This window comes from Woodsholea maritima DSM 17123 (assembly GCF_000382325.1).
In the GTDB taxonomy this organism is placed as follows: domain Bacteria; phylum Pseudomonadota; class Alphaproteobacteria; order Caulobacterales; family Maricaulaceae; genus Woodsholea; species Woodsholea maritima.
The window spans coordinates 1-26167 of sequence record NZ_KB908066.1 but is presented as its reverse complement, the minus strand read 5'-3'; the positions used below and the strand labels follow the sequence as shown (position 1 = coordinate 26167).

Annotated in this window: 30 protein-coding genes and 1 pseudogene; 24 read left to right on the top strand and 7 right to left on the bottom strand. The window is 45.3% G+C overall.

The genetic code is table 11. From position 1 onward, the window contains the following. The 4 genes from H151_RS17445 to H151_RS0114790 form a co-directional block, all read left to right on the top strand. A partial coding sequence (locus H151_RS17445; protein ID WP_169336766.1) for an AHH domain-containing protein occupies positions 1–1647 on the top strand: 1647 nt, incomplete at its 5' end. Beyond that, positions 1647–2234, top strand: a complete 588-nt coding sequence (locus tag H151_RS0114805; RefSeq protein ID WP_019962442.1) for a hypothetical protein — start codon at positions 1647–1649, stop codon at positions 2232–2234. The genes H151_RS17445 and H151_RS0114805, both read left to right, overlap by 1 nt. A 59-nt stretch (positions 2235–2293) precedes the next feature. Then, positions 2294–4528, top strand: a complete 2235-nt coding sequence (locus tag H151_RS17255) for a hypothetical protein (RefSeq protein WP_019962441.1) — start codon at positions 2294–2296, stop codon at positions 4526–4528. Between the two features lie 396 nt (positions 4529–4924). After that, complete coding sequence (locus H151_RS0114790; RefSeq protein WP_026354049.1) at positions 4925–5311, top strand: hypothetical protein; 387 nt, start codon at positions 4925–4927, stop codon at positions 5309–5311. A gap of 52 nt (positions 5312–5363) precedes the next feature. Here H151_RS0114790 and H151_RS0114785 read toward each other — a convergent pair whose 3' ends face one another. Together H151_RS0114785 and H151_RS0114780 are read right to left on the bottom strand one after the other, a co-directional pair. After that, positions 5364–5621: a hypothetical protein gene (locus H151_RS0114785; protein ID WP_019962439.1), complete on the bottom strand. Its 258-nt coding sequence runs from the start codon at positions 5619–5621 to the stop codon at positions 5364–5366. Positions 5622–5765: 144 nt separating this feature from the next. Next, positions 5766–6536, bottom strand: coding sequence for a Fic family protein (locus H151_RS0114780; protein WP_083918647.1), 771 nt, complete (start codon positions 6534–6536; stop codon positions 5766–5768). A gap of 171 nt (positions 6537–6707) precedes the next feature. On the opposite strand from H151_RS0114780, the gene H151_RS0114775 reads away from it, so the two are divergent. The 19 genes from H151_RS0114775 (at position 6708) to H151_RS17645 (ending at position 18259) form a co-directional block, all read left to right on the top strand. After that, positions 6708–7436, top strand: a complete 729-nt coding sequence (locus H151_RS0114775) for a flagellar hook basal-body protein (protein WP_019962437.1) — start codon at positions 6708–6710, stop codon at positions 7434–7436. Between the two features lie 3 nt (positions 7437–7439). Next, the gene (locus H151_RS0114770) at positions 7440–8210 is read left to right on the top strand and encodes a flagellar hook-basal body protein (RefSeq protein WP_019962436.1); all 771 of its coding nucleotides are present in this window, start codon (positions 7440–7442) and stop codon (positions 8208–8210) included. Positions 8211–8212: 2 nt separating this feature from the next. Next, a complete protein-coding gene (locus H151_RS0114765; RefSeq protein ID WP_040759801.1) occupies positions 8213–8632 on the top strand; it encodes a hypothetical protein in 420 nt (139 codons plus the stop codon). Next, positions 8629–9207 (top strand): flagellar basal body L-ring protein FlgH, encoded by a 579-nt coding sequence (locus H151_RS17250; protein ID WP_019962434.1) that lies wholly within the window; start codon positions 8629–8631, stop codon positions 9205–9207. Before H151_RS0114765 ends, H151_RS17250 begins: the two co-directional genes overlap by 4 nt. Further along, complete coding sequence (locus tag H151_RS0114755) at positions 9207–10325, top strand: flagellar basal body P-ring protein FlgI (protein ID WP_040759800.1); 1119 nt, start codon at positions 9207–9209, stop codon at positions 10323–10325. The genes H151_RS17250 and H151_RS0114755 overlap by 1 nt, the downstream gene beginning before the upstream one ends. A gap of 8 nt (positions 10326–10333) precedes the next feature. Next, positions 10334–10672, top strand: a complete 339-nt coding sequence (locus tag H151_RS0114750; RefSeq protein ID WP_019962432.1) for a flagellar basal body rod protein FlgB — start codon at positions 10334–10336, stop codon at positions 10670–10672. Further along, positions 10672–11097 (top strand): flagellar basal body rod protein FlgC, encoded by a 426-nt coding sequence (gene flgC / locus H151_RS0114745; RefSeq protein ID WP_019962431.1) that lies wholly within the window; start codon positions 10672–10674, stop codon positions 11095–11097. Before H151_RS0114750 ends, flgC begins: the two co-directional genes overlap by 1 nt. Before the next feature lie 3 nt (positions 11098–11100). Then, on the top strand, positions 11101–11415 hold the full coding sequence (fliE, locus tag H151_RS16645) for a flagellar hook-basal body complex protein FliE (RefSeq protein WP_019962430.1): 315 nt from the start codon (positions 11101–11103) through the stop codon (positions 11413–11415). A 2-nt stretch (positions 11416–11417) separates the two neighbouring features. After that, positions 11418–12593, top strand: a complete 1176-nt coding sequence (gene fliF / locus H151_RS0114735) for a flagellar basal-body MS-ring/collar protein FliF (RefSeq protein ID WP_019962429.1) — start codon at positions 11418–11420, stop codon at positions 12591–12593. A gap of 62 nt (positions 12594–12655) precedes the next feature. Next, the gene (locus H151_RS17655; protein WP_169336765.1) at positions 12656–13228 is read left to right on the top strand and encodes a hypothetical protein; all 573 of its coding nucleotides are present in this window, start codon (positions 12656–12658) and stop codon (positions 13226–13228) included. Further along, complete coding sequence (locus H151_RS0114730; RefSeq protein WP_019962428.1) at positions 13218–13658, top strand: flagellar hook capping FlgD N-terminal domain-containing protein; 441 nt, start codon at positions 13218–13220, stop codon at positions 13656–13658. Before H151_RS17655 ends, H151_RS0114730 begins: the two co-directional genes overlap by 11 nt. After that, positions 13658–14791 carry a flagellar hook-basal body complex protein gene (locus H151_RS0114725; RefSeq protein ID WP_019962427.1) on the top strand — a complete coding sequence of 378 codons (1134 nt, stop codon included), beginning with the start codon at positions 13658–13660 and terminating at the stop codon, positions 14789–14791. The genes H151_RS0114730 and H151_RS0114725 overlap by 1 nt, the downstream gene beginning before the upstream one ends. Further along, complete coding sequence (locus H151_RS0114720) at positions 14791–15489, top strand: FliM/FliN family flagellar motor switch protein (protein ID WP_019962426.1); 699 nt, start codon at positions 14791–14793, stop codon at positions 15487–15489. The genes H151_RS0114725 and H151_RS0114720 overlap by 1 nt, the downstream gene beginning before the upstream one ends. Then, positions 15486–15716 (top strand): FliM/FliN family flagellar motor switch protein, encoded by a 231-nt coding sequence (locus H151_RS16640; RefSeq protein ID WP_019962425.1) that lies wholly within the window; start codon positions 15486–15488, stop codon positions 15714–15716. The genes H151_RS0114720 and H151_RS16640 overlap by 4 nt, the downstream gene beginning before the upstream one ends. Then, positions 15700–16032: a hypothetical protein gene (locus H151_RS17650; protein ID WP_156823533.1), complete on the top strand. Its 333-nt coding sequence runs from the start codon at positions 15700–15702 to the stop codon at positions 16030–16032. The genes H151_RS16640 and H151_RS17650 overlap by 17 nt, the downstream gene beginning before the upstream one ends. Before the next feature lie 37 nt (positions 16033–16069). Next, complete coding sequence (locus tag H151_RS0114710) at positions 16070–16681, top strand: flagellar type III secretion system pore protein FliP (protein WP_407703489.1); 612 nt, start codon at positions 16070–16072, stop codon at positions 16679–16681. 8 nt (positions 16682–16689) lie between these two features. Continuing rightward, positions 16690–17367 (top strand): sigma-70 family RNA polymerase sigma factor, encoded by a 678-nt coding sequence (locus tag H151_RS0114705; RefSeq protein WP_019962423.1) that lies wholly within the window; start codon positions 16690–16692, stop codon positions 17365–17367. Further along, complete coding sequence (locus tag H151_RS0114700; RefSeq protein WP_019962422.1) at positions 17367–17921, top strand: tetratricopeptide repeat protein; 555 nt, start codon at positions 17367–17369, stop codon at positions 17919–17921. The genes H151_RS0114705 and H151_RS0114700 overlap by 1 nt, the downstream gene beginning before the upstream one ends. Further along, a complete protein-coding gene (locus H151_RS17645) occupies positions 17918–18259 on the top strand; it encodes a hypothetical protein (RefSeq protein ID WP_156823532.1) in 342 nt (113 codons plus the stop codon). The genes H151_RS0114700 and H151_RS17645 overlap by 4 nt, the downstream gene beginning before the upstream one ends. On the opposite strand, the gene H151_RS0114690 is transcribed toward H151_RS17645, so the two are convergent. The 5 genes from H151_RS0114690 to H151_RS0114670 are packed head-to-tail and all read right to left on the bottom strand — an operon-like array spanning position 18256 to position 23546. After that, positions 18256–19371 carry a tetratricopeptide repeat protein gene (locus H151_RS0114690; RefSeq protein ID WP_019962420.1) on the bottom strand — a complete coding sequence of 372 codons (1116 nt, stop codon included), beginning with the start codon at positions 19369–19371 and terminating at the stop codon, positions 18256–18258. The two genes, H151_RS17645 and H151_RS0114690, sit on opposite strands and share 4 nt — an antisense overlap. Before the next feature lie 7 nt (positions 19372–19378). Continuing rightward, a complete protein-coding gene (locus tag H151_RS0114685) occupies positions 19379–21463 on the bottom strand; it encodes a flagellar biosynthesis protein FlhA (RefSeq protein ID WP_156823531.1) in 2085 nt (694 codons plus the stop codon). 10 nt (positions 21464–21473) lie between these two features. Next, complete coding sequence (locus H151_RS0114680; protein ID WP_019962418.1) at positions 21474–22523, bottom strand: EscU/YscU/HrcU family type III secretion system export apparatus switch protein; 1050 nt, start codon at positions 22521–22523, stop codon at positions 21474–21476. Then, on the bottom strand, positions 22523–23251 hold the full coding sequence (locus H151_RS16635) for a flagellar biosynthetic protein FliR (protein WP_169336764.1): 729 nt from the start codon (positions 23249–23251) through the stop codon (positions 22523–22525). The genes H151_RS0114680 and H151_RS16635 overlap by 1 nt, the downstream gene beginning before the upstream one ends. Before the next feature lie 25 nt (positions 23252–23276). Continuing rightward, on the bottom strand, positions 23277–23546 hold the full coding sequence (locus tag H151_RS0114670; protein ID WP_019962416.1) for a flagellar biosynthetic protein FliQ: 270 nt from the start codon (positions 23544–23546) through the stop codon (positions 23277–23279). 266 nt (positions 23547–23812) lie between these two features. Between H151_RS0114670 and H151_RS16630 the strand changes: the two are divergent. Beyond that, positions 23813–26167 (top strand): annotated as a pseudogene (locus H151_RS16630) (hypothetical protein); the annotation flags it as partial.

Here is a 26167-nt window from a genome sequence, read left to right as displayed (position 1 = left end):
ATCGGCCAAATCTTCATGGTCGTCATCGCCGTCGCGGTGACTTTGATTACGAAGAATGTCGTACTGGGCGGCAAATTATTGGGCAGCACCACCGCAGCGAGCGCCGCGGCGGGCGCGGTTGGCTCCATTGCCAGCCAGGGCTTTGGTGTCGCCACCGGCATCCAGGATAAATTCTCCTGGAATGCCGTCGCCATGGCCGGGATCTCGGGCGGCATCGGCGCAAAAGTCGGCGCAGCGAACATCTTCTCGAATGGAACCGCCAATGCGGTGGCACAGGGCGTGGTGGGCAATGTCCTCACCCAGGGTGCCTCTATGGCCATGGGCTGGCAGGATAAGTTCTCCTGGTCTGGTGTGGCCGCCGCCGGGGTCATGGCCGGGATTGGGCACAAAGTAGACAACTCGGACTTCGTTCAAGGCCTAAATAAGCAATGGCAGCGCTCAATCGTTACCGGCACCGCGCGCGGTATCGCCGGCGCGGCCACCCGCTCGCTGATCGAGGGCACGAGTTTTGGCGATAATGTCCTCGCGGTCCTGCCCGATGTCATCGGACAAACCATCGGGGAAAGTATCGGCGGGGCGATTACTGATCACATGAAGCAAAGCGCCCGAGAAAAAAAGATTCGCGAATATGTTGCGGCACTCCAAAGCGCATATGAAGAAGGAGCAAGCGGGCCAATTCCCGGGTCGTATCAAATCGCGAGCCTTGGACATATCAGCACGTCTCAGGGTAATGATTCACGATATCTATTAGGTCGTTCGAGTGTTAATAATGTAGACCCGGATGATGTTAGTGGTATAAAATATAGAATACTTTCTAATTACTGGGATAATGATTTTTCAGATCGAGACGATCTTGTTATCCTGACTCTGGATGAGGCTAGGGGTGTCCGATTTGACATACATTTGGGCGGATCTGGATCAACAACAGCTATAATTGAGCACCACTGGATATCACGCGGTGTATATGAGGATATCCCATATGTATCTTTTATTGAAACACGCTATAGTAACTCGCGTGCCTATGATAGAGATATTGAAGCTATTCTTGCGAGTGAAATACGCAGGACGCTCGGTAATAATGTTGAAGGCTTTACTATTGATAGAAATGGAGACGTTCACCTTACAAGAGAGGCCGCTCAGGCGCGTAGGGAAAGGGCAAATCAGGAGCTGCCAGATCCTGCTGGACCCTATGATCGACCTCATCGCAATGAAAGAACTAATAACTCAAGAGGGAATTATCCCGCGGGTAGAACAGCCTCAGGGGCTTCGGGTGCAAATGCACTGGATGAATTAATAGAAGCAGGACAACAATCATCACGCAGCAATCCCAATCGAGCCTTAAGGGATAATTTAGCAAGAACAGGCCGGCGAACCCCCGAAGGATATGAGGCGCATCATATCGTGCCTCATGGTCACCGATGGGCCGCCGAGGCTCGTGAGATATTAAGGAGTCACAATATTGATGTGAATAATGCACTAAATGGTGTTAACTTACCGCGTGGTGTACATCAAGGTAGTGGCCTACACACTCGTACAGCTTTAGACAATTTGACAGATCGTTTAATTCGAGCCGAAAGTAGATATGGCCGGGAGGGAGTTGTACGCTTCTTACAAGATGAAGCAAAATATCTGGAGAATCTAAGATAATGGCGATTTGGCGGGTGATGTTTGCAAGCGAAGATTATACATCTCTTATTGTAAGGGATCGCAATATTCGCAATTTAATTATAAGACACTTGTTGGGCGAGTGTGAATTCACATGTTGGGAGAAAGTTTATTTAGAGAAAATGGATCCTACCAAAAAAGTGGGTGCCATTACTTATCTTATTGCTTCTGGAATGGTTATCAATCAAGAGATGATGAAAAAACTCAAATCGAGTGCGTTTAATCAAGATCTGGATTATTTTGGACCGATGAGATTAGGGACTCAATCTTACTGGCTGGTCAAGCCCAATCAAGAGATAGATATTGTCGATCTGGAGCGTTCACAACTAAAATATGGTTTTGAGTCATTGACATTTAAACAACATGATAGGGAACTACCTTTCATATTTTCAATAAAATACGTTGACTATACTCACATATTTTGCAGCGAAACTTTTGCAGACTTTCTATATAATCAACATATTAAAAGCATTGGGTTGGCAAACCCTGAGGTTGAATTTAGAAAATACTCTATAGAAAACTTACCACTGAATGAGCATCCAAAACTAGAAGGTCTTTTCCAGCCTTAATTCCTTCCTTCAATCAAGGCTCTGGCGGGGGTGTCTACACGGTTCAAAATGGCGATACCTTGCAGTCCATTGCCTCGCGGATCTGGGGCGATAGCGCGCTGTGGTATAAAATCGCTGAGGCCAATGGCCTGTCGGGTCAAAGCCAGCTGATCGAAGGCCAATCTCTGCTGCTACCCACCGGGGTGATGCGCAATACCTATAATGCCACCACCTTTACCCCTTGTGATCCCAATAAGGCCATTGGGGATCTGACCCCATCCTCACCGTCCGAGCCTAGACCCGTCGCGCGTAAAGGCAAAAAGGGCTGCGGCGGCATCGGCCAAATCTTCATGGTCGTCATCGCCGTCGCGGTCAGTGTCGTGACCCAAAATTGGCTGGTAGCGCATACCGCCATAAAAGGTTTGGCGGCCGGCTCCATTGCCAGCCAGGCCTTTGGTGTCGCCACCGGCATCCAGGATAAATTCTCCTGGAATGCCGTCGCTATGGCCGGGATCTCGGCCGGGATTACCGGCGGGGTCGGGCCGGGCAGCACAATAGCGGGGGCCGCGGTGCGCGGGGCAGCGGCGAATGCCCTGGGCCAAGGCGTTGGCATAGCCATGGGCTGGCAGGATAAGTTCTCCTGGTCTGGCGTGGCCGCCGCCGGGGTCATGGCTGGAGTGGGGCAGAGGGTAAGCGGATCGAAATTCGTTCAGGGCCTGGATAAACCATGGCAACGCTCCATTGTCACGGGCGGTGCGCGTGCGGTTAGCGGCGCAGCCACTCGATCTCTCATCGATGGCACCAGCTTCGGCGATAATGTCCTGGCCGTCCTGCCCGATGTCATCGGACAAACCATCGGGGAAAGTATCGGCGGGGCGCTTTTGGGCGCAGGCGGCTTTAGCCCCAATTTGGGCTCTGCGCAACTCGATGAGAATGGCAATCCGGTCGGTGATGCAGCGGGCCACGCCCTTGCGGCCAATGCTGAGGCTATAGATGGTGTTAGAGCTAATTATGTTGCCTCGGCCAATGCATCACGCTTTGCGGCGCAAACTGAGGTTATAACCGTACGCGCGTCACGTCGTGATGTCATGATAGCTCAAGCGCGCGCTGCGGGGCAGGCTCAACTTACAAACCTGCTTAATCAACGCCTTGATCAACTGCAATCCTTACGTCAGGCCAATGCGGAATTTTACGCAGCCCGGGCAGAGCGTGCTTATCACTTCGGCAAAACCCTGCATCATGTTGAAGATCCCTGGGGGCCGAACGGGCGATTAACCCAACAGCTTCGTGCCAATGTTGCGGCAACTCAATGGGGTGGGGGCCCGGTTGATACCACAGGCATACATCTTACCTTAGCCGCATTGGGAATGGTTGAAGGCTTTGGCATTGTTGCGGATTTAGCCGATGCAGCGCTCTACGCCTATGAAGGTGATTATGTCAATGCTGCCGCGTCAGCACTGTCAATCGTGCCTGGTGTGGGCCTGGCAATCGGCGCAAAACGAATAGCAACATTAACCCATAAATTGGCAAGCGGGGCTCGTCATGGTGGGAATTTGGGTGAAGCCGCAGCGCGTTCAGCAGATGATGTGGTAGGGGGCGTTTCTCGTGGCGGTAGACGCGGCGGGACTTCATACTCAGGTGGAAATCCAACACCTCTCTTAAAAAATGGTAGGCAGATGACAGACACCTTTCCCCTAAGGCTAGGCGAAGTCGTGACATCGGCAGGGATAAGTGCGGTCGCATCCGGCGCAACCTCCGCTGGCATTGAATTAGGGATACAAGGTTTATTATCTCACAACTTGGGTCGGCCCATTGATTGGACGCAAGTTGCAGTTTCAGGGTTTATTGGCGCGGCGGGTGGCGCGGGCGGATCCTTGGGAAAATCTGGCTTACATAAGTCTGTTGAGCTACTGCGAGGCCCTGGGGGTGCGAGAAACTTCGTAAACAATAGCATGATCGGGCGATTTGCAACTGGATTCACTCAAGGTGGATTACACTCTGGTATTAGCTCAGCTGGCTTCCAATATGCGAATAATGGCAGTATTGATGGAGGAACTGTGGCGATGGATGCTTTAATTGCTGGGTCTACGCGTGGAGCGGCGGGGGCCGCAACAGTGTTGGATTTTCGGCTCTCAGGGATTTCTATAAAGAATCAATATGACGCATCAGCTTATAGAGTAAATCCATCCGGGAAAAATGGTCCATTTGCATTAAATACAGGCGCAGTTGGTAAAGCACTATTAGTTCAAGCAGGATGGGGCTTTGTTATAAACAGCTATATTTTCGGCTATAGAGCTGTGGATCTAGTATTATGAGTGAATTTGATTTAAGATATAATACTATCAACAAAATAATAACAATTATTGTTTTGCTAGTATTTATAAATTCATACGTGTTTCTAAGTTCGTTTATTCTTGTTATTTTTATAGATGTTTTGTTTGGTATTGATCTTCAGAGTCAATTGCGGATTTTTTTACTACTTGTTGTTACTTATTTCTTGATTGGAAGGCATATTTGTCTAAAATGGTTTGAATACAAAGAAGAACCGCTTGGCGGTTAGTTTCATGACGTCAAGTTCGTAGAGAAAAAACACCGATAAGATCAGCATGATCCCTCGGAGATTAAGGTATTACGCCACTAACTCAGATCAAAGCCCCTAAGGCGCAGCAAAAGCATTGCGTTTTTAGCAACGAAGCCTGGCCACCTCGCGCTTGCTGATCGAGGGTGCCAGCTTACCCAGTGTTATCGGCTCAACGATTGGCGAGCTGATCGCACGCGGGGCGTGTTTTGTGGCCGGCACCCCGGTGATGACACCGTCCGGGCCGAAACCGATTGAAGAGAGTGTGGCGGGCGATCAGGTGTATGCCCGTAGTGATCAAGTCTTGGCCGATCCGGTCGTGCGCGCGCGCCCAGTCTTGGAAACCTATCGCTTCGAGCAGCGCCAAACCCTCGCGCTGAGTGTGGCGGGCCAAGGGCTGCGTGATATGCCTCATACCACCCATGAACACCCGCCCCCCTCATTAAACCGGTACGGTCAAAATCCAACCGGGCGACACCCGCGCCTCACCCGACAGCGCCATCGGGCGGGCCGAGGATGAGGCTGGCTATGGCCTCAGCACTGGTCCGCAGGGTCATGACAGGCCGGGCGGCCTAGCCCTTCTTGAGCGACCATCGACACAGGCGGGCACGCACACCACACGCATTGACACGGTGCTCAACGGACTGCTTGGTCTCGCGATGGGTGTCGATAAAGATTGGGTGCAAATCAACCCGCAGACGATATTTAATCTGCGTGATGGCATCCAAGATCCCTTCGCGGTTACTGCAGAAAGAACCGGCGCTAAAACGATTGGTGAAAAGCGTTTTGCAAATAATGGTAATATTGAGGGCAATTCTATCCTGACCCATACTCTCTTGGGAGCGTTGCGGGTGGAGCAGGGGGAAAGATCACCGCGCATGACATTAGGCAGGCCAGCATCTCCATGCGAGATGGCTATCCGGCGGACGCATACAGGTGTAATTCATCAGGTGGAAATGGTCTATCTAAAGCAACTAAGCGACAATATGGCCCAAAACTTCAACCATCCGTCCGAGTGTCCAATCAAGAGGTCGTAAATCTGGATCAGTGCGATTACTAAATCGCAGCGCGCCAATCAACATTGAATCATAAAAATAACTCATGGCCCCTGAGATGAGAATGGGGTGGTGATGGTTATACAGCATGGCATTTAGTAATGTGCGTGACAATCGCCCATTTCCATCACGAAAGGGGTGGATCATCATAGTATTCGCAAAAGCAATCAGGGCAGAACTCGGATCTTTTGTTTCAGCGCTATTAACTTGCCGGCACAATAATCTCATAAGGCTTGGGATGTGTTTTGGATCTGGAGTTAATAACAGATGGCCATCTTTTCGATTATATATGTGTGTAAACCGCTCTTTGGGTTGCCAGTCTTCGCCAATGAGCGCCTTATTGGCTACTTCTAGATCATAGGGTGATAAGCTGCGCTCCGCGATGATTAGAGCTAAGCGCTTAATGATCTTTGCCGGTTCAGGACGTGTTTTAAATCGATCCATATCAGGCTTTGCAGGCGGAGAGCAAAAAGGTGCGGCGCGGTCATGATCGCTCAGCTTGCCATGTTTGTTTAGATGATCCGCGATTTGTGCCTCACTCCACTTGACGCTTGTTAGAGTGCATTGATTGAGAAACGCAGAGTAGGCATTAGAAAAATATGTAGACTTGAAGCTACCTGCTGGCAGAGGGAGACACTCTATATCACGAAAGTCTCTAAGGTACTTAGGTTTTATACTCCCGACATCCATCTTAAATGTACTCTTAATTGTCACAACAATATCACAAAACTCTATTCTTGTTGTGGGATTGGAAAAACTTGAGCAAATTTACATTCAATAAACGCGTACAGAGAAAAACTTTCCTCGCCTCTCTTGATAGGGGATTTTTTTGACGATAAAAAGACCAAATAGGGGGAAGTCATGTCAGGTTTTGTTGAAATAGCTCAAGCTGTTTTTAGCGCGTCTCAACAGCGTCTTGAGACCATTTCGCAAAATGTCAATCACATGACATCGCCTGGGTATCAAGCCAAAGTCAGTTTCCAAAATGTAATTACACGTCAAAGTCTGTCTCTTCTGCAAGCGCAAGAGGGCAATTGGACTGACGGGTTGATGTCGACATCTATTCCCATGTCGCCTTCTGGCTTTACAGAGACAGGATTGCCCTTTGATCTTGCATTAAGCGGGCCAGGGTATTTCGCGGTTCGCCAAGATGACCTGACCCTATACACGCGCGCCGGTCAATTTGTTCGTAATGAAGATGGGTATCTTACTGACTCTAACGGATTTGTATTACAGGACGCGTCAGGGTCCGACTTAATTGTTCGATCGTCTTCTGCGGAAATTTTATTAGATGGGGTTGTCTTGGAAGATGACCTACCCATTGGCCGTGTTGGCGTATTCGCTCCAGATTCTGATCAAACTTTGTCATATATTAACGGTACCCGCTATTGGCATGCCGAAGATAGGCTGAATGAAGTTGAGATGCCGGTTTTGCGCCAAGGCATGCTGGAAAGTTCAAATGTAGAGCTTGGCTATGAAATGGTTCAAATGACTGCGGCCCTTCGTCAGGCCGAAGTGGGATCGCGCTTGTTACAATCCTATGATGGTCTTATGGGGCAAGTCATTTCCACCTTTTCTCAAAAGGGATAAGACATGGCACAGGCATTTGATATTTCTGGGGTAGGGTTGGTTAACCAACAGCGGGCCATGGATGCGTTGGCTCATAATGTGGCCAACTTGAATACGCCAGGATTTAAACGGGTCGAAGTGCGATATACCGACATCCTAACACGTGTTCCTGTTGAATCAGGTGGGCCGTTTTCGGTTGACCGGTCCATTGTTGAAGGGGCTGGGGTTCGAACCCAAACCGTATCGACTGTGAATGAGCCGGGAGAGTATCGCGCAACGGGCCATGAGTTAGATATCGCGATTGATGGTGAGGGCTTTATTGAGTTGATGGGGCCAAGTGGGGAAATATTCTTGACCCGTGGTGGGCGCTTGAAAGTCAATGACTATGGTCAGCTTACTGATCAAAACGGCTTGGTGCTTCGCGCCAATGTGAGCGTCCCTTTTGAAGCCGAAGCTCTTATCATAAACCGAGAAGGCCTTGTTCAGGCTCAGCTAAACGAGGGTGACATTCATGACATTGGGGAGATTTCTCTGGTTAAAATAGCCAGTGAAGAGGCTGTGGAGGTTATGGATGGTGGGCTTTATAGGGTTTTAAAGCCTACGAGTTTACGCACCATGGCACCAGGACAAGATGGTGGAGGGACGTTGATGCAGGGTATCGTCGAGCAATCCAATGTCGATCTCAATGATGAGATGGTTCAAATGATGATTGTTCAGCGTGCCTATTCTGCTAATGCTCAAATGGTTCAAGCCGCTGACCGCCTTTATGAATTAGCGAACAATCTAAGGCGTTAATGATGATTGTTCTGGCGACCATTACAATCATGACAGGCCTGTGGGGCGAGTGTTTCGCTCTCAACCAGCCAATGGCACAAGGGCAAGTGATCACACAGGCTTTGGTTGATAATGTTCCTTGTCAAACTAAACCAGAGGGCGGTTTTGATTTAGTGTACGACCGTACTTACAAGAGCCTAAAAGCTGCACGCCAGCTTCCTGCAGGTCATCATTTGGGGCAAACATATCTACCCGACTATAATAGCATGGCTGCGGATCAGCCATTGACCCTTACTGTTGTGAGGGGGCCCGTACTTATCGAGCGAACTGTATGGAGCGTCTATCCGCTTGGTAATGCTGATCGAGCTTTTGTACGCGATCTCAAAGGTTCAGTTTTTCAAGTTCCGGCTTCAGCTCTTACCTTTAAGGAAGAGGGGCGATGAACAAATTAAGCTTACTTTGCTTGGCTTTGCCAATTTTAACCGCATTTCCAGACTCTTACGCTGACGATTTATATTCTAGGTCAAGCTGGGCTCATCTTGCGGGTGACCAAAAGGCCTCACAGATTGGGGACAGTTTAATTGTAATTGTTTACCAAGCCGCTGAAGCTCGCAACACCTCTGAAAATTCTGCCGAACGCCGTACTGACTTGAACGTGAATTTTGGCAAACCACAGGTTGAGGACTATGACCGGGTGGGCGCAGGTTCACGTTTTACGGGGCAAGGCGAATTTCGTCGTACTGAAAGTTTCACGACCCAAATTAGCGTTGACATTATCGCAATTCTTCCTACTGGCGCTTATATAATTGAGGGGCGCCAGGTCATGAAGGTCAATGGGGAAAGTTCTGAAATAGCTATTCGAGGTAAAATAAGGCCCGAAGACATCAGCCCAGAAAACACCATTATTTCAACGCGAATTTCGGACGCGGAAATTAATTACCAAGGCCAAGGTTTTGTTTCTCGCGCTGCTAAGCCTGGCATCGTGCAATCGCTCCTCAATCGACTGGGATTGTTGTGATGTCTATTGTAAGTCGAATCCTTGCAGTTTGTAGTGTTTGGGCTGTTTGGACGGTGTCTGCCATTGCTCAGGATGTGCCTTTAATAGCTTTGGGCCGCTTTGAAGGCTGGCGGGATAATCCCTTAATTGGATATGGCATAGTTGTTGGCCTTTCGGGTTCTGGCGACAGCCCTCGAAGTGGGGTTACGCGACAAGCCCTTCAGAATGTCTACAATCGTCTTGGTGTGACGGTATCAGATCAAGACATATCTTCAAGAAATGTAGCTGTTGTTGTTGTGATGGCGACACTGCCTCCATCTGCAAACATAGGCGACCGAATTTCTGTAACTGTATCGTCAACCGGTGATGCGCGTAGCCTAGCGGGTGGAACTTTGTTGATGGTGCCTTTGCTCGGCCCAAATGGTAGGCCTTATGCCTTAGCACAGGGGTCTTTGATCGCGGGTGGATATCATTTTGAAGCCGAAGCTGATCGCCAACAGCAAAACTATCCCACTACAGCACGTATTGAGAACGGAGCGACTGTTGAGGCTGCGGTCAATAGCGTATTGTTAAATGCCGAGGGATATTTGACTTTTTACTTGAACGAGCCTCAGTTTTCGACAGCAAGTCGTATTAGTGAGGGCATTAACAACGCCTATGGCTATCCACTCGCGCGCGCTGTAAATGCTGATGAGGTGCGGATTAATTATTCTGGCTCCCCGGACCAATTAACCCGTTTTATTGCAGACTTGCTTGAACTTCGGATCACACCAGCCACATCGCCTCGCATCGTGATCAATGAACGCACAGGCACGATTGTAGCGGGAGCAGATGTTCGCATATCAAGTGTTGTCATTTCTCAGGGTGATATTCGTATTACGATTGATGCTACGAACACAGCATCTCAACCGCTTTTCTTCTCAGGAGTTGGAACAGATATTTCGAGTCTGGTAATCACCAATACTGATTTGAGAGTTCAATCATCAGAAAACGATGTCGTTGCGACTTTTGATAACACAACCGTTGCCGACTTGGTTCAAGGGCTGTCACAAGCTCAGGTCGATACACGCCGAATTATCAGTATTCTTCAAGCCATCAAATCTGCTGGAGCTCTCCATGCAGAAATTATTGTGCAGTAGAGGGCAGTATGGAAAGTCTTACATCGGCAATCTTACAAAAAGCTATTGATGGTCTACATTTGCGCCAGACCTATATCGCCAATAATATTGCAAATATTAATAGTGAAGGCTATCAGCCTCAAACAGTAAATTTTGAAAGCGCTTTGTCATTGGCTGCTGCAGCAAAGGATATCCAGCAAGTTAAGGCTTCAGGCTATACTATTGAGGCGCGACCCAATTCGGAGATTAGACCTGACTTGGAACTGGCTGAATCTTCTCAAACCGCTTTGCGCTATGGTGCATTAATTACCATTCTTAGTAAGCATATGGCGCTGAATCATGCCCTTATATCTAGTGGAGCACGATAATGAATCCAGTTGAAATTGGAGCCTCAGCTCTTAATGTTGAATGGCAAAGATTGGAAATTATTGCTGAAAACCTGGCCAATATGAATAGCGCAAGTGCTGTTGGCTCAGATGATGCATACTCGCCTCAGCGTTTGATCAGTCATGCGGCTCAAAGTTTTAGCCAGATCTATGGTGACGCGCGCGTTACTCGTCGTGCTTTCGGTAGTCAGGTTGCAAATATTCAAGTATCAGATAACCCGCACACTCTTAAATTTGAGCCGGATCACCCCTTAGCCAATGAGAATGGGTTGGTTCAGTATCCAAATATAGATCATGCCTACGAAATGACCCAATTGATGAAAACATCAAGAGCATATGAAGCTAATTTGGTTTCGATAAGTATCATTCAGCAAATGTACTCTAAAGCTCTTCAGATGGGGGGATAAGCCATGATTGACGCAATATATAGCCAGATGGCGTCAGTCGAAACGTCAACTGTATTAAGTTCAACCGATTCGCCTTTGAAAGCCGACAGCATTCAAAACATCAGTTACCAAAGTATTTTCATTGATGGCCTTAATGCTGTCGAGGAAAAACTCAACACGACAGCTGAGAAAGTTCGCGAATTTGCTTTGAATGATGACATTCCGGTTCATGAAGTGATGATCGCGATGGAAGAAACCCGTCTCATGGTCGAGCTAACTATGCAGGTTCGAAACCGGGTCGTTGAAGCTTACCGCGACGTTATGAATATTCAAATTTAATCATGTCCATGCAAGAATATATCAAAAATAAAATTTTATGGGTCGGAGCTGCGGGCTTTATGGGCTTTGTGACCTTACTCTTTGCCATATACTTTACATTATTGCGCCCTCAATATGTTTCCCTTTACGAAAACATGCGCATTCATGACGTTGCGAATATCGTCCATCTGTTAGAAGAAGCGGGTATCCGTTATCGCCTAAACAATGAAGGAAGCTCTGTTTTAGTGCCCGCTCACACGAAAGCACGTGCGCGGTTAGCTACGGCCAGTACGGATCGCTTATACAGTGCTGTTGAAGGTTTTGAGCTCTTTGACCAAACGGAAATGGGCCTGACTGATTTTGCTCAGAAGATTAAATTTCAGCGAGCAATTCAAGGTGAACTTGCCCGAACTTTGATGTTGATCCAAGGGGTTGATGAGGCGCGTGTTCATGTGTCAATCCCTGAACGACGCATGTTTGCGGGCAATCAAACCGAGGTAAAGGCGGCCATTAGTTTGTCACTCTCACCTGGGCAGACCTTTTCTTTAAATTTACAAGATAATATCAAGGCGTTGATTTCAGCGGCGATTCCAGATTTACATCCAGAAAACGTAACCATCATTCGCATGAATGGCGATCAAGATGTCACTACGTCTCAGAGCTCTCTGCGTCATGAACTTCCTTCTGAAACCATTCAGTTGCGATCAAATGCGAGAGGCGTTGAATTAGACACAATTGAGCTCGACCCAACACTATTAAGTTTGATGAATCAAACTGAGCTTCAACAGAGTGTCTTATCTGACGTCTTTAGACAAAACTCTGAACCTGAAAACATGAATGCTCGTCCCCATGTTAACGTCCAAACCCAGATATCAGAAGTTAACGTTCGACAAGCCCTGTCTCTTGGAGGACTTGTATTGGTCATTGGTGGTGGGCTCTATTTCTATTACCGGTTCATGAAAAGCACTCGCGTTATTAATGCACGTAAGAACGATAAAGCTTTAGTTCATCTGGCAAGTGGACAAGCGTTTGAGAATGAGGAACATGAAGGCGGAAGCGCTTTGCCGGATGATTTTCTTAGATATCTCAATGCAATAGTGGATTCCAGAGAGGGAGATTTAAAGCCTGCATGTCGTGCTCTTTTAACAGATATTGTCAAAGCGTCTGAGCGAGCTAAGGCGCGGGAGGGCACACTGTGATCTCAATCGCTTATGATCCAGGACCAAGCAAGTCTTACTTCACTCTGAAGGAAGCGCCTCATGTGAAATTGAAACAGAGCTTTGACTCTATTTTGAAATCTGCACATGAAAGCGATGAAGGACCTTTTTTTCGCGTTAAGCCTATACGTTGGAGTACTGCAAATATCGGCATCAGAGCATCAATCCAAATAGCCGATGTATACAATCATAACTATCAACAGGTTGTACAACAACCTGATAGTTTTGAAACCAAACAAGCTAACAGATTGACGTCCTTCTCTGGTGACAGCCCTATAACTTCGTATATCATGGGAAGATTTAAGATGCCTGCGCTAGTCATAAACGGGCAGGTTATTACAGATGTTACTGGAATTAGACATTTGTCTGAACATGAATCTGTCCACACTCGGCCTATAGCGCGTAATGGGCGTTATCAAGTCACTAATCAACACAAATCGCACTTAATGAATTTCGTTTTTGAGCAGAACAAGCTTTCCCTATTCTTAAACTTGCCTGAAAGTCAAGTGTCATCAAGGCTTAAATCAGGTGTGCAGACATTAGCTTCCAAATATGGCCTGTCTCTTAAACAACTCCAATTCAAAACCAGTTATGAGGAGAGAGATCATGCAGGTTAATGCCGTAGCGCCTCAGGATACAAGGTCAATCTCAGCCCAACAAAGCAATGCTCTTGATCAATCTTTTGGGCTGAGCTTTGAAGAATTGTTGAAGATTGTTCTAAACCAGTTGACTTACCAAGATCCATTAAAGCCCTTGGAAAATTTTGAATTTGTTTCTCAACTGGCTCAGTTTACTCAAATTCAACAAGGTCAAACCATCAATGATGGAATAGATGCTCTTGTTAATCAACAGGCGCGTGACAGCGTTGTCTCAATATTAGGTCAACAGGTTGATATCATTCAAGAGAACGGCATTCAACGTGGTGAAGTTAAAAGTGTAACCTTTACCGATCAAGGTACACGTATGAGTGTGTTGACGGCTGATCAACAACTTCAAACGGATATTCCGAGCAATTTGATCCATTCTGTTGTCGAGGGAGCTTCATAATGCTGGGCTCTGTTTTCGTTGCAATGAGTGGTTTAAATGCTTATTCAGCAGGGTTAAAGTCAATCAGTAACAACATTTCTAACCTCAATAGTGAAGCCTACAAGGCCTCCCATCCGTATTTTCAGGCCTTGGATTTTGAAATGTCGAGTAAGCGAGGGGGCGGGGTAGAGCTTACAGATACTGTAATTGATCTCAGCGCTGGTGAACTACGCCAAACGTCAAGCGATTTGGACCTTGCTTTAGAGGGGCAGGGCTACTTAGTTCTTCTCGATGAAAGGGATAATCTAGTCTTCGCTCGAACCGGCAGGTTTCAAGTTGACGAGAGTGGTAATCTTTTACTATCAGGCACCCAATACAAGCTTGCAGCCATCGATAAACAAGGACAGCTTGCTGCAGTTAATGTTTCCGAGTATGAGCAATACAATCCAGAGCCAACTTCTACCTTAAGCCTAAAAGGAAATATTTCTTCAGCTGCCACCGAGCATAAGATAAATGATATACAAATTTATAACAGTGAAGGTGAGGGCCTAATCTTTAGTATTAACTTCAAAAAAAGTGAAGAAGGCTCGAATAGATGGCATTTTGATATTGTTGACGATGCAAATAATAACTTGTTTTCTGATGCGATAGAATTTAACGGTGGGATCATTAATCCCACAAGTGCGTCAAAGAGTGTTCAAATTATAAGTAAAGGACTAGATTTTACAGTAGACTTTAACTCTGTTACCTCGTTTTCCTCTGGTTCTATTTCAACAATTTCACTGAATGAAGTGAATGGACTGCCTTTGGGTAATCTCCAGACTTTGACCTTTTCTTCACAGGAGCGCCTGGAGGCACGTTATACAAATGGTGAAACCATAGAAATTGCTGATATAGCGATTGCAGAGTCCGATAACCCCAAAGATATAAAAGTGTTGGAAGATCGACTGTTCGATATTGGATCATACTCCATTTTTAAAGCGAGTGATACACAAACTCGCTTACTATCGAATCGGATTGAAGCATCTAATGTAAATCTGTCAAATGAATTTGGTGATCTCGTAATCATACAGCGTGGTTACCAGGCTTCATCTCAAGTTTTAAGTGTCTCTAATGATATGATTCAGCAATTATTCGGTATTAGGGGCAGGTAATGAGCCAAATTTGGAAATTGAAAGAGAAGATATCAAGCAAACCAATTGGAAGCTTTATAGAAAGTGAGTTACTAGCCCTTATTGTATCTAATTATACAGAAGTTGTAGTTAAATTAGTTCCTATTGAAGGGCGCTTGGAAGAGACCTATGATTACGTGTGCACTGGTCCTGTTTCATACTTTATGACGAATTTTGATGATGCGTTTCAGTTAGTCGATCTCTTATTCCCAAATAGCTTTCAAGAAAAATCAATTCCTCCAGGCTTCATAGTTGATGTTTTTAAGAGGTTCTCGAGAGTAGCGAATTCGAATTTATCGATTCTGTCCGGGACGAGGGAGCCGAGTGTTTATTTCGGTTATCAACTTTGCTTTCCATCAGGAAGGATATTATTAAATTTGTCTAATACTGTACTTGAATATTATATCGAGCGTTACTACGAACAGAAATTTCCTTCAAAAACATATATCTCCTTCGAACAATTGATCAATGACATCCCCGTACAGGTGAGTGGAAAGCTATGCGAAATACCGCTACCCCTACAAACTGTTTTAAATTTGAAGGCTGGTGAGGTTGTACCTCTTCCTTATCAGCTTGATGATGAGTTAGAACTTTATGTAAACAATCAATGTAAGCTAGAAGCAAAGCTAGTGGCTGAGCCCTCGCTACGTAATCTAGCTAAATTCACGGTAAGGCCATGAACGAGTTAGAAAAATACTTAGACATTAACGTTGAACTTTTTGTCGGTGGTACAGTGCTTAAGGTAGAAGCGCTTAGACAGTTAAAGCCCTACGATATTGTAAAGGTTGAAAAGAGTGTGTCTGAGCTAATTGAACTTAGAGTGAGTGGGAAAACAATAGCCAATGGCGAACTTGTCATTGACGGTGATAAGTTTGGTGTAAAAATTCATCATGTCTTTGCTCGCTGAGTTGGCAGATTGCTCCTTTATATGGTTGACAAGTTCTGTCGCAACTGGCGAGGCCATACGTCTGCCTTGGTTTCGAGTTAGTGCTATAATAATTCTTCTTTTAGTAGGATATGGGGCTGTTATCATTTTCCGTGAACAAATTAAGGGTATTCTTAAAAATTTAACCCGTGAAAGCCCAGTATTAGATTATGGGTTTGATGTAGTTACAAAAAGTGTTCACCCTGAAGTCACAGTTTCAACAGTAAACATAGACCAAAAAAAATTTCTAGTTATCGCGTCAAAGACAAGTTTTGAGGTCATTGTACTTGATGAGTAATATAATTTCTTCAATAGCCCCACTCATCGACGAAAACATGCTGAGGGTAAGCCTAAGCCTTTCACTGATGGCTTTTTTTCCAGCCTTACTTATCTGTAGTACGTGTTTCTTACGGATAATAATTGTTCTCTCGATGATTAGACACGCATTTGGGATGCCAGAGACACCCCCTAATATAGCCCTGGTGGCATTGTCACTTTTTCTTACCGTTTTTATAATGAAGGATACATCAACAAGTATTAGCGAGGAGGCCTTATTTCCTTACCTTAATGGAGAAATTGGTCTCGAGCAATTTCTGGGTCTTGGGGCGTCAAATTTAAAGAGCTTTATGTTGTCACAAGTATCCCCAGAAGAGCTTCATTTTATTTATGACTTACGCTCTTTGCCTTATCCCGAATCGGTCGCCAGTGTAAGTTTGCTTAATTTAATTCCCGCTTACATGATTCATGAGCTTCAAACCTCTTTTACCATTGGTTTTCTAGTTCTTTTGCCTTTTTTGCTCATTGAACTCATCGTAGCGAGTATTTTGTTGTCTTTGGGTATGATGATGGTACCTCCGGCAACTATTTCACTTCCAATAAAAGTTGTGGTGTTTGTTCTAATAGAAGGATGGGCGCTCATTGTTCAAGGTCTTGTAGGTAGTTTTTGACAAGTATCATGGGCGAGGGACTTAACTCAATAGTGGATAGTCAATACTCTATAGCCTTGCTATGGTGGAGAAAAATATTTAATAATGATTCCGATGTTGATGTCAAAATTTTTGAATATTATAAAGACTATGCGATAGATGTTGCAAGATCATATAATCGGAAGCTTTCGGGACGAAGGCTGGAGATTAGTGATTTGAATCATATGGCTTTTATTGGTCTATTGGATGCTATACAGACCTATCAGCCAAACTATAAGGTGCCTTTTAAAGCCTATGGATATTCGAGAATAAAAGGTGCTATTATTGATGGATTGTCTCAATCTTCTGAGGAAAATGCTTTATATAATTACAAAGTCGAAGAATCTAAGAAAGAGTTTCCCGCCGTACTGGACCTTGAATTATTAGAGGTTGAAATTCACAATATTGCGTTATGCTATTTAATATCGCACATGGATAAAGTTAGTGATTATTATGTAGAAGGGCGAACAGAGCGTTTGGCGCTTGAGGTGATGATCAAGTCAAGATTAAAATCTCTACCCCAAAGATTACAAGATATTATACACTATCACTATTTAGATGGCCTGACACTTACTGAAATCGCCTCATTTTTGGGATACTCAAAAGCTCGAATATCTCAATTGCATGCACAGGCGTTAAATATGATTAAGCGTGGTATGAAATTATAATGATGTGTCCAGACGAACTTCTTGCCGATTTAATTAGCTCACAAGTTACTGATTCTGAACGTGAATTATTATTGGAAGGCTATATTAATGAGTACCCTGATGACTATAGACTTTTTTTTCTATTAGGCTCATCCTACATCGAAACGAGAAATTTAACTTTGGCCTATGGACATCTTAAAAAATCAGTTGAACTTAATCCAAATTATACTTTAGGATTGTTTCAGTTAGGACTCTTCGAGTTAACTTCAGGCGATGTTCATCATGCATTTCAAACATGGGAACATTTACGAAAGACTGAGCCTATTGAGTATATATCTAAAGCCGTTGAGGGGTTTGTTGCTCTGGTTAATGATAATTTTTCTCATGCGATAAAGGCATTTCAAGCTAGCTGTGCAAATAATAATTCTAATGCGCCGCTAAAAGCTAACCTGCAGCTATTAATCACTGAGCTCAAAACTATTGATGTGCTCTCTGATCATGATGAGCCTGGTGACCTGCGTATGTCTGAGGCATCATTACTTTTGAAACACAAAAGTGATCCTTCGAAGCAATGACACGTATTAATTCATCTAAACTTATTCTTGAATCATTAGAAAGGGCTCTACAAAAAAGAGCTTGTAATAATACTAAGCCCACTCTTCGAGCAACACAGAATGAAGTTTTGCCTTTAGGAACAAACTATTGGGTAGAAATAAAAAATGCAAGAAACAGCATTGAGAGGCGCAGAGTGGCCATTAAAATTATTCTTAGTGATATGTTTAATTTTAATCTTATATCTAGCCCTGCTTTTGCGGACGTATTGGATCATGTCGAGCAGGTTGTGTCTAAGTCCCATGAGCTATCAGACGCCGTAGATAAACTGATAGAAACCCGTCAAAAAAACATACCCTAATTTTGGGATGAAAATTTTTGGATCATTTGCGTTAAGTTGGCACCTTGTCCCATAAAATCTGTTTCAAGAGCCTTTTGTAATAAGTTGTAAGCGTCTTCGGTGCGTCCCGTTTGATTGAGCACAATAAATGAAGCCAATTGTGCTGCGCCTGACTGGGGGTTTAGACGAAAAGCCACTCTTAGTTTGCGTTGAGCAGAGGGGATCTCGCCTCGTAACGCATCAATCACTGCCAGTCCGCCATGTATTTCATCAAAAGTGTCGTCTAATAAAAGCGCGGTATTTAGGCGTCGCTCAGCAGTCTCTAAATCATTATTGAGAATGTATGCCCATGAAGCTGCTACCCAACTTCCTAAGTGCGTTTCTAAGGTCTGGGCGGCTTGATCAAAATACGCACCGGCCGTGGAATATCGTTTATGAAGTAATTCGACGAGACCAATTCCAATCAATGCACGTGGCGAATTTGGTGACAATTCAAGTGCACGTTTGAAGGCAAAACTAGCTTTATCGACGTCGCCATCTAGCAAATCTAAGTTGCCTTTGATTAAGTTCAGCGTAGGATGATCCTCACTGGAGCTATCTGATAAACTGCGTGTATAGTCGAAATCCTCAGCGTCAAGTGCAAGAAGCGCTGTTGTATATTTAAGATCGGCATAGTCAGGGTAACGCGTGAGTGAGTCTCTTGCTTTGTCCATGGCAAGATCAAGTTCACCACTGTGGTGCAATAACTGCACCTCCAGGCTGGCAGCTTGGGGGAGAGAGCGGGTCGTCATTGGTAAAAGACTTTCAAGTGCCTGCTTGTATTGCCCGAGTTGAAAGCAACAGTAACATAAATTAAAATTTATAATGGGATCCGTAGGGTACTTTTCAGTTAGCTTAGAGAAGAGATTAATTGCCTGCTCATAATCTTTAAACTGAAGTGCGCATAAAGCCGATAAATAGACCTCCTTATCCGTCAGGCCGCTGAAAAAAACCTTATTATTAAGTAATTCATAAGCTAATAAAGGATGACCATCTTGAAGAGCAGAATCAATAACATCAGATAATAGATTACGGTTATCGGGATCTAATTCAAGATAAGATAATAATCTTTGTACTTTTTCACTGTATTTCATGGATATTCTAGACCTTACTTGGAGTAAAACTCATCGTTGAATTATGATTGAGCGGATTAGGTCGTTCTTCCTGGGGCAAGCTAATAACATGAAATGAGGCCAATTCGATATTAGACGTGAGTTCAGCGACTGATATTAACGACAGCTTCGGAATTGCTCTCTTGCACAGATACTGTAAAGCTCGGCGAACATCCGAACTACATAACATGACAGGAGCACGGCCGGCCTCCATCATATCGTGTGTAGACTTGAGAAGCTGCTGAGTCAGCTTATCAGCAAGCATAGGCTCTAATGCAAAACGCTCACCGCCGCCATTAGCCTGAATAGATTGTTTAATCTGATGTTCTAGTCGCGGCTCCAAACTTAAAACAGCCAGATCATTATGATTGCCTCTAAAATAGTCGCAAATTACATGTCCCATATTCTGACGTACAATTTCAGTTAAAGTAGGTATATCTTTTTCAGTTCGCGCTACGTCCACAAGTGTTTCTACAACAAGATCTATATTCTTAATGGGAACATTCTCTGAAACTAGGTTTTGCAAAATGCGCTGCACATCGGACATGGATAAGATATTGGGGATGAGCTCTTCAACGAGCCCCGCCTGGCGAGCTCTAACATAATCCAAATATTCAATGGTATAATTACGCGTAATTAAAGCAGATGCTTCACGTTGAAGAATGTGAGAAAGATGTGTTTTAAAAATTGAAAGTGGATCGACCAAGCTATAGCCTTTGCTCTTTGCATCTTCGGCTTGCTCAGGTTCAACCCAGACGGCTTTAAGTCCAAATGCAGGTTCGCGAGCAGATATTCCATCTATTTTTTGTTTAGTAGACGCACTTTCAATAGCCATAATCATATCTGGCTCGATTATGGCGTTGGCGTAGCGTGTACCATAAATACGTATTTCGTATTCTGCGCGAGCCAATTTTTCATCCTTGATAAATTTAATGGCCGGATACACAAGGCCGAGTTTCGCTTTTTGGGCTTCCCGAAATGAAGCCACATAATTGATCAATTCATTACGTTCACCTTGCCAGCGTTCACTTAATTCGATGCCCATGGCGACGCTCAACGGAAGGGTTTGGGGGCTATCTTCACTGATAGCGCCCTCACTTTCGCCTTCGTTCAGTTTTTCTTGCTTCGAGTATTGGTACATACGCCAAGCTAGAAATATGGTTAGGGGGATAAAGAATAGCATAGGCCATTTTGGCATTCCGGGCAGCGTAACAAGCGCTGTTAAAATGATGCTGACCATGAGGGGGATGCGTCGAACAGACGAAAGCTGTTCAAAAACGTTATTGCTGAGATTGTTATCATGGGCAGAGCGCGTAACAAGAATGCCCGTCGCAATCGAGATGATTAAAGCGGGAAGCTGAGTAGAAATCCCGTCACCGATTGTGAGCAGTGAGAAACGTTGTAAAGCTTCATCCCAGGCCATTCCCATCTGTGCCATGCCGATTATCCAACCGGCAATAATGTCAATGAAAACAATGATAATGCCGGCAATAGAATCGCCCTTTACAAATTTTGATGCACCATCCATTGCGCCATAGAAGGAAGCTTCTTTATCAAGTTGCTGTCGCTTAGCCTTTGCCTCTTCATGCGCGATTGTGCCCATGTTGAGATCAGCGTCGATGCTCATTTGCTGACCAGGTAATGAATCCAACATAAAGCGCGCCGCTACTTCAGAGACCCGTTGCGCACCAGCTGTTACAACAACATATTGCACAACAACAAGAATAAAAAAGACGACCAAACCAACAATAAAAAAACCACCAACCGCAAAAGACCCGATTGACTGAATGACTTGCCCGGCTTCACCGCCGGTGAGGATAAGCCGGGTTGCGGCAACATTAAGCGATAAGCGAAATAAGGTGGCGATCAACAGCAAAGAGGGAAAGGTTGAGAATTCGACAGGTCTTGATACATAAAGGCTAAGCAATAAAATCGTTAAAGCTAGACCGAAGTTCATTAATATACCAAGATCAAGAATTATTGATGGTATTGGCGCAAACAGCGTAAGAATAACTAAAACTATTGCCGACACCAAAACTAGATCTTTGTTGTTTAGTAAGTATTTTTTAATCATAATGCCCATCCTAATATTTTAACTTAACATATATGTTAGCGATATCTCGATAATAAGCAGGCGAGACTTCGGCTTGTGTTTCACAATCCTTGTAAAGCCCACGGGCCAGTTGGGGGCTTTCAACAATTGGGACATTATAGATCCCTGCGGCACGCTTCATCAGTAGAGCTAAATTATTACGGCCCTTCGCTTTAATGAAAGGCGCGGACATCTTTTGCGTGTCATAGGTTATCGCTATTGCATAATGCTCTGGATTAACGACGAGAAAGTCTGATCCAGGAACGGCATCGAGCGCCGCAGATTGTTTAATAAGTTCCTTATGAAGGTTTTTACGTTTTTTCTTCATACGAGGCTCGCCTTCGCGGTCTTTAACCTCCTTTTCTAGTTCGCTCTTCGTCATCATCATTTGCTTTTTAAACTCTTGTCGAGAAATGATTTGGTCAATGATGGCGACAGCCAGGGCAATCGCTGCATACAGGCAAAGAAAAATCAAAATTCCATATTTTAGTGCGGTTAGGAAATGAGATGCGTTGGTCATCGTATGTTTAAAATATTGATGGATAACAATGATGGCAATGACGCTTGCAGAGCAATAAAGCGTCATCTTAATGATGTTTTTGAGGGTTTCTTTAAGCATTTTTCCAGAGAAAATGCGCTTAAGGCCCTTCCCGGGATTGAGCCTGTTAAAGTCAGGCTTGAGTGGGAAAAAAGAAATTACAACACTTCGAATTTGCATGAATTCAAAAAAGGTAATGCCTACAATGACAGAGCCAAAAAAGGCGAGCATTAGTAAAATAAAATCAGGTGAGGTCGAGGTAAACACGGACTTTAGAGGGGCGTCGTCTCGAATGAAATCGAGATTATTATTTAGCAAGGTTAAATAGCTTATTTTTAAAGTTGAAAAGGCAGATGGGCCGATAGTTACGAAAAAAGCAATTGAGATGGAAACAACCACAAAAAAACCAAGGTCATTGCCCTTGGCAACCATCCCCTTCTCCCGCGCTTTTTTTAGTTTTTGCGCGGTCGCTTCTTCGGTTTTATTTTGATTATCTTCTGCCATTATACTGTGTGATAAATGGAGTTGATGGTAAAGCGTAGGGTTTTGAGAAAAACAACGCTAGAAACAGTAAACACAAATGGCAAAAATACCAAAACAACAATTGTTTTAACTTGAAACCCCAGTAGCAAAACATTCATTTGAGGTAATGTTCTTGAAATATAAGCGATAGAAAGATCAACTATAAAAAGTGGGGCCAGAACGAGGCTCACCAAACCAAGCGACATAAAAAATATTGAGTTTATAAATGATAGCAAAGGCTCAATATTAAGGCTGCTAATATCCACCGAACCGACGGGGTATTGAGCCAAACTTTGATACCATATGTATAAGAAGTCAAAATGTGCGTTTGTTAAAAAAAACAACGCAGCCATTCCGTAAGCCAGAAATGTCCCGAGTAATGGCGTTTGATTATTCAAAGTAGGGTCGGCTAAAAGCGCTAGGCCAAAACCTGCTTGGATGTCTAATGTACGCCCAACAAAATAGATGGCGGCGAACAAAAATTGTAAAAATAACGCTAGCACAGATCCGATTATGAGTTCACCGACTGCGGCTGACAGCAAAAGAGAGGTATCCATTCGCTCCGATTGAAGTCCATAATCTTGAACTGCAAGTAAAGCCATGATGATGCAGATTGTAATTTTGGCGTAGGAAGGCACGCGAATAAGCGTAAAAGGAGGGGAAAAAGCCACTGCGGGGATTAACCGAAGAGCGATAATCAGGGTTGACATTATAGTCAGCGTAAGGTGATCCATCTTACTGGCCGATACTAGGAATATATTGATACACGCGGATCGCAAACTGAAGAACTTGCGCCAGCATCCATGATCCAAGAATAATCAGTATAGCTGCCGCGGTCAGCATCTTGGGGACATAGCTGAGCGTAATTTCTTGAATTTGGGTAGCAACTTGAATAACGCTTATAATCAGTCCGACGATTAAAGTACCAATTAATATGGGCCCCGCAACAATTCCGGCTGTCCAGACCATTTCATTTAATAGAAATAAAGTCGAATCCATGTTCATCGAAGTCCCCCTGTCGATGAAGTTTCAAAATCTTCAATAGCGGATACGCCTCTCAGGCGCAAATTTTGAATGCATTTTCCTTTTCGGTATTGCTGCTCAACATTTCCATGGCCAATGACATCATTCTTGGTGATGCCTATTTGGGAGATCACTGCAATTTTTTTCATTGAACGCGATTATTTACTGAACAAATTTGGGAAAAGTGACGACTAACCTTCTGTGAGTTTTCGTGCGGGCGTGCACGGGTGATGAGAAGGGGATTGATCATGGTTGCGATTTTTACGGGCCTGGGTGCAGGCATGGAGCGTGGGTCTGGCGCGGCTTTAGGCGGGGCTGGTCTTCTGGGCTCGGGGGCTTTAGGGCGCAATAACGAGAAAATCCTTCTCAATGGCGCAACGGGCAATCTTCTGATCAATCAACAAGATGAGTTTCTGGTGGGGCGCGGGCCTGATGTCGCGATCTCGCGCACTTATAACTCGCTTGGGGCCTATGATGATAATGGCGATTACTGGCGGCAAAGTACCGATCGACGCATTCTTGGCTTAACTGGAACGGTGAACACGCCCGATAGCACCGTCCAGCGCGTCTCTTCTGATGGCTCCGTGATCACCTACACCTGGAATGGCTCTTATTATCAAACCCAAGACGGTGCGGGAGCCCATGACCGCTTAAGCTTTGCCGCAGGGCAATGGACCTGGACCGATGGCGACAGCCAAACCCAAGAGGTTTATGCTCAACAAGGCGGCAATGATTGGCTGATCGTCGCCAAATCGGATCGCGATAACAATACGCTGACCTTTGGTTATCTCAATGGCAAGCTGGCGCGTATCACGACCCAGGATGGCAGTTGGAGTGAATATATCTGGAGCGGTAATAATATTACCGCCATCACGCATCATTACCGAGATCTTGTTACAGGGGTTGATAAAACCCTGACGCGAACACGCTATGGCTATGATGGTCAGAACCGCCTGATCCAGGTGAGCACAGATCTGAGCCCCGATGATAACACCATCGCGGATGGTAAGGTCTATACCACAACCTACACCTATCATGGCAATACCAAGCAAGTCGCCTCCATCACGCAGAGCGATGGCTCAAAGCTAGAGATTAGCTATGACAATTATGGCCGGGTGACCCGTACCAAACAGCACATCAATGCCAGTGAAGTCCGTACGACACAGTATAATTATCAAGATAATAAAACCATCGTCATCGATCCGGCCGGCCAACAAACCACCTTGCATTATGATGACCTTAATCGCCTCACTCAAATCGACAGCCCTCCCGCCTATGCCGGCGCAGAACCCCAATCAACACGCTATGAGTATAAGGATGATGGCGGGCAAAGTGCAGATTTTGACCAGGTGGCACGGGTTATTGATCCCTCTGGGGCGGTGACTAGCTTCGATTATGACGAAAGTGGCAATCTTATCCGCACCCTTGATCCTAATGGCAATGCAACACTGCGGACATACAATGCGCAGAACCAAATAATCCGCGAAACTGAAGCGCCAACAGGGATAAGCGACGACTCGTCTGTTACTTCACACAAGCGGTTTGTGTATGACGCTGAGGGTCATGTTCGCTTTGCGATCAGCGCCGAAGGTCATGTTATGGAGTATGAATACTCCTCTGAAGGCGAGCTACGCTTTAGCCGGGCCTTTACGCAGCATACCTATCCCAAAGGTGCGGACGTCCCGAGCTTAGCCCAGATGGAGGCCTGGAAGGCCGGTTTAGGCGATCTCTATTCCGTTCAAGTCTCTGAAACGCGTTATGATGCCCGCGGGAATGTCGTTGAGAGCGTCAATTTTGGCTATGCAAATGCCCTTGGCCATGCGGCGACCGATGAAGGCTATACCCATAGTTATTTTGTCCATGATCAAACGGGTAAATTGCTGTGGCGTAAAACCGGCACCAAGAGCAATGGGAGCGGGGCTGAGGACAGTTTTGTCTATGACGGCATGGGGCGTTTGGTGTTGTCGGGCAATTCTGTCACCGGCACAACACGCATGGTGTTCAATGATAGCGCCAATTCTACTCAAATCATTACGGCTGCAGGCCTAACAACCACCCAGGTCTTTAACAAAGCCGGGGAGTTGATTTCAACGACCCTCAGCGCGAGTTCTATTCAAGATACGACCCTGACTTATACCTATGATGATCGCGGGCAGATCCGCTATACTCAAAATGGCTTAGGTCATCATACCTTCTATCTTTACGATCATGTCGGGCGTAAAATTGCTGATATCTCTCAGACCGGGGAAATGGCCGAATACCGCTATGATAATAATGGTCGTCTCATTGCCAGCGTGCGATACGGTAACGCGCTCACAACCGCTCAGCTTAATCGTTTAACTGACCCTCATGATGAGATTGAGGCCTCAGAAATCCGTCCCGCAGCGCATCTTGAAGACCTCTGGGAATGGTCGGTTTACGATGCGGGCGGGCGCAAAGTGCAAACCATCCTCGGTGATGGTTCGGTCAAACGCCTGCAATACGATAGCTCGGACCGCATCATCAAAACCACAGCCTATCGTAATCGCCTCGCAGCCAGCGTCATCGAACAGCTCAAATCCAGACCCGATGAACTCGACCCCGCGCTCTATGCGCCAGTGTGG

Excerpts from the sequence above, each read along its gene's own strand:
- H151_RS0114805 (WP_019962442.1), top strand. The coding sequence starts at position 1,647 with ATGGCGATTTGGCGGGTGATGTTTGCAAGCGAAGATTATACATCTCTT.
- H151_RS0114785 (WP_019962439.1), bottom strand. The coding sequence starts at position 5,621 with ATGGGTCAGGATAGAATTGCCCTCAATATTACCATTATTTGCAAAACG.
- H151_RS0114780 (WP_083918647.1), bottom strand. The coding sequence starts at position 6,536 with ATGGATGTCGGGAGTATAAAACCTAAGTACCTTAGAGACTTTCGTGAT.
- H151_RS0114775 (WP_019962437.1), top strand. The coding sequence starts at position 6,708 with ATGTCAGGTTTTGTTGAAATAGCTCAAGCTGTTTTTAGCGCGTCTCAA.
- H151_RS0114770 (WP_019962436.1), top strand. The coding sequence starts at position 7,440 with ATGGCACAGGCATTTGATATTTCTGGGGTAGGGTTGGTTAACCAACAG.
- H151_RS0114765 (WP_040759801.1), top strand. The coding sequence starts at position 8,213 with ATGATTGTTCTGGCGACCATTACAATCATGACAGGCCTGTGGGGCGAG.
- H151_RS17250 (WP_019962434.1), top strand. The coding sequence starts at position 8,629 with ATGAACAAATTAAGCTTACTTTGCTTGGCTTTGCCAATTTTAACCGCA.
- H151_RS0114755 (WP_040759800.1), top strand. The coding sequence starts at position 9,207 with ATGTCTATTGTAAGTCGAATCCTTGCAGTTTGTAGTGTTTGGGCTGTT.
- H151_RS0114750 (WP_019962432.1), top strand. The coding sequence starts at position 10,334 with ATGGAAAGTCTTACATCGGCAATCTTACAAAAAGCTATTGATGGTCTA.
- flgC (WP_019962431.1), top strand. The coding sequence starts at position 10,672 with ATGAATCCAGTTGAAATTGGAGCCTCAGCTCTTAATGTTGAATGGCAA.
- fliE (WP_019962430.1), top strand. The coding sequence starts at position 11,101 with ATGATTGACGCAATATATAGCCAGATGGCGTCAGTCGAAACGTCAACT.
- fliF (WP_019962429.1), top strand. The coding sequence starts at position 11,418 with ATGTCCATGCAAGAATATATCAAAAATAAAATTTTATGGGTCGGAGCT.
- H151_RS0114730 (WP_019962428.1), top strand. The coding sequence starts at position 13,218 with ATGCAGGTTAATGCCGTAGCGCCTCAGGATACAAGGTCAATCTCAGCC.
- H151_RS0114725 (WP_019962427.1), top strand. The coding sequence starts at position 13,658 with ATGCTGGGCTCTGTTTTCGTTGCAATGAGTGGTTTAAATGCTTATTCA.
- H151_RS0114720 (WP_019962426.1), top strand. The coding sequence starts at position 14,791 with ATGAGCCAAATTTGGAAATTGAAAGAGAAGATATCAAGCAAACCAATT.
- H151_RS16640 (WP_019962425.1), top strand. The coding sequence starts at position 15,486 with ATGAACGAGTTAGAAAAATACTTAGACATTAACGTTGAACTTTTTGTC.
- H151_RS17650 (WP_156823533.1), top strand. The coding sequence starts at position 15,700 with ATGTCTTTGCTCGCTGAGTTGGCAGATTGCTCCTTTATATGGTTGACA.
- H151_RS0114710 (WP_407703489.1), top strand. The coding sequence starts at position 16,070 with ATGCTGAGGGTAAGCCTAAGCCTTTCACTGATGGCTTTTTTTCCAGCC.
- H151_RS0114705 (WP_019962423.1), top strand. The coding sequence starts at position 16,690 with ATGGGCGAGGGACTTAACTCAATAGTGGATAGTCAATACTCTATAGCC.
- H151_RS0114700 (WP_019962422.1), top strand. The coding sequence starts at position 17,367 with ATGATGTGTCCAGACGAACTTCTTGCCGATTTAATTAGCTCACAAGTT.
- H151_RS17645 (WP_156823532.1), top strand. The coding sequence starts at position 17,918 with ATGACACGTATTAATTCATCTAAACTTATTCTTGAATCATTAGAAAGG.
- H151_RS0114690 (WP_019962420.1), bottom strand. The coding sequence starts at position 19,371 with ATGAAATACAGTGAAAAAGTACAAAGATTATTATCTTATCTTGAATTA.
- H151_RS0114685 (WP_156823531.1), bottom strand. The coding sequence starts at position 21,463 with ATGATTAAAAAATACTTACTAAACAACAAAGATCTAGTTTTGGTGTCG.
- H151_RS0114680 (WP_019962418.1), bottom strand. The coding sequence starts at position 22,523 with ATGGCAGAAGATAATCAAAATAAAACCGAAGAAGCGACCGCGCAAAAA.
- H151_RS16635 (WP_169336764.1), bottom strand. The coding sequence starts at position 23,251 with ATGTCAACCCTGATTATCGCTCTTCGGTTAATCCCCGCAGTGGCTTTT.
- H151_RS0114670 (WP_019962416.1), bottom strand. The coding sequence starts at position 23,546 with ATGAACATGGATTCGACTTTATTTCTATTAAATGAAATGGTCTGGACA.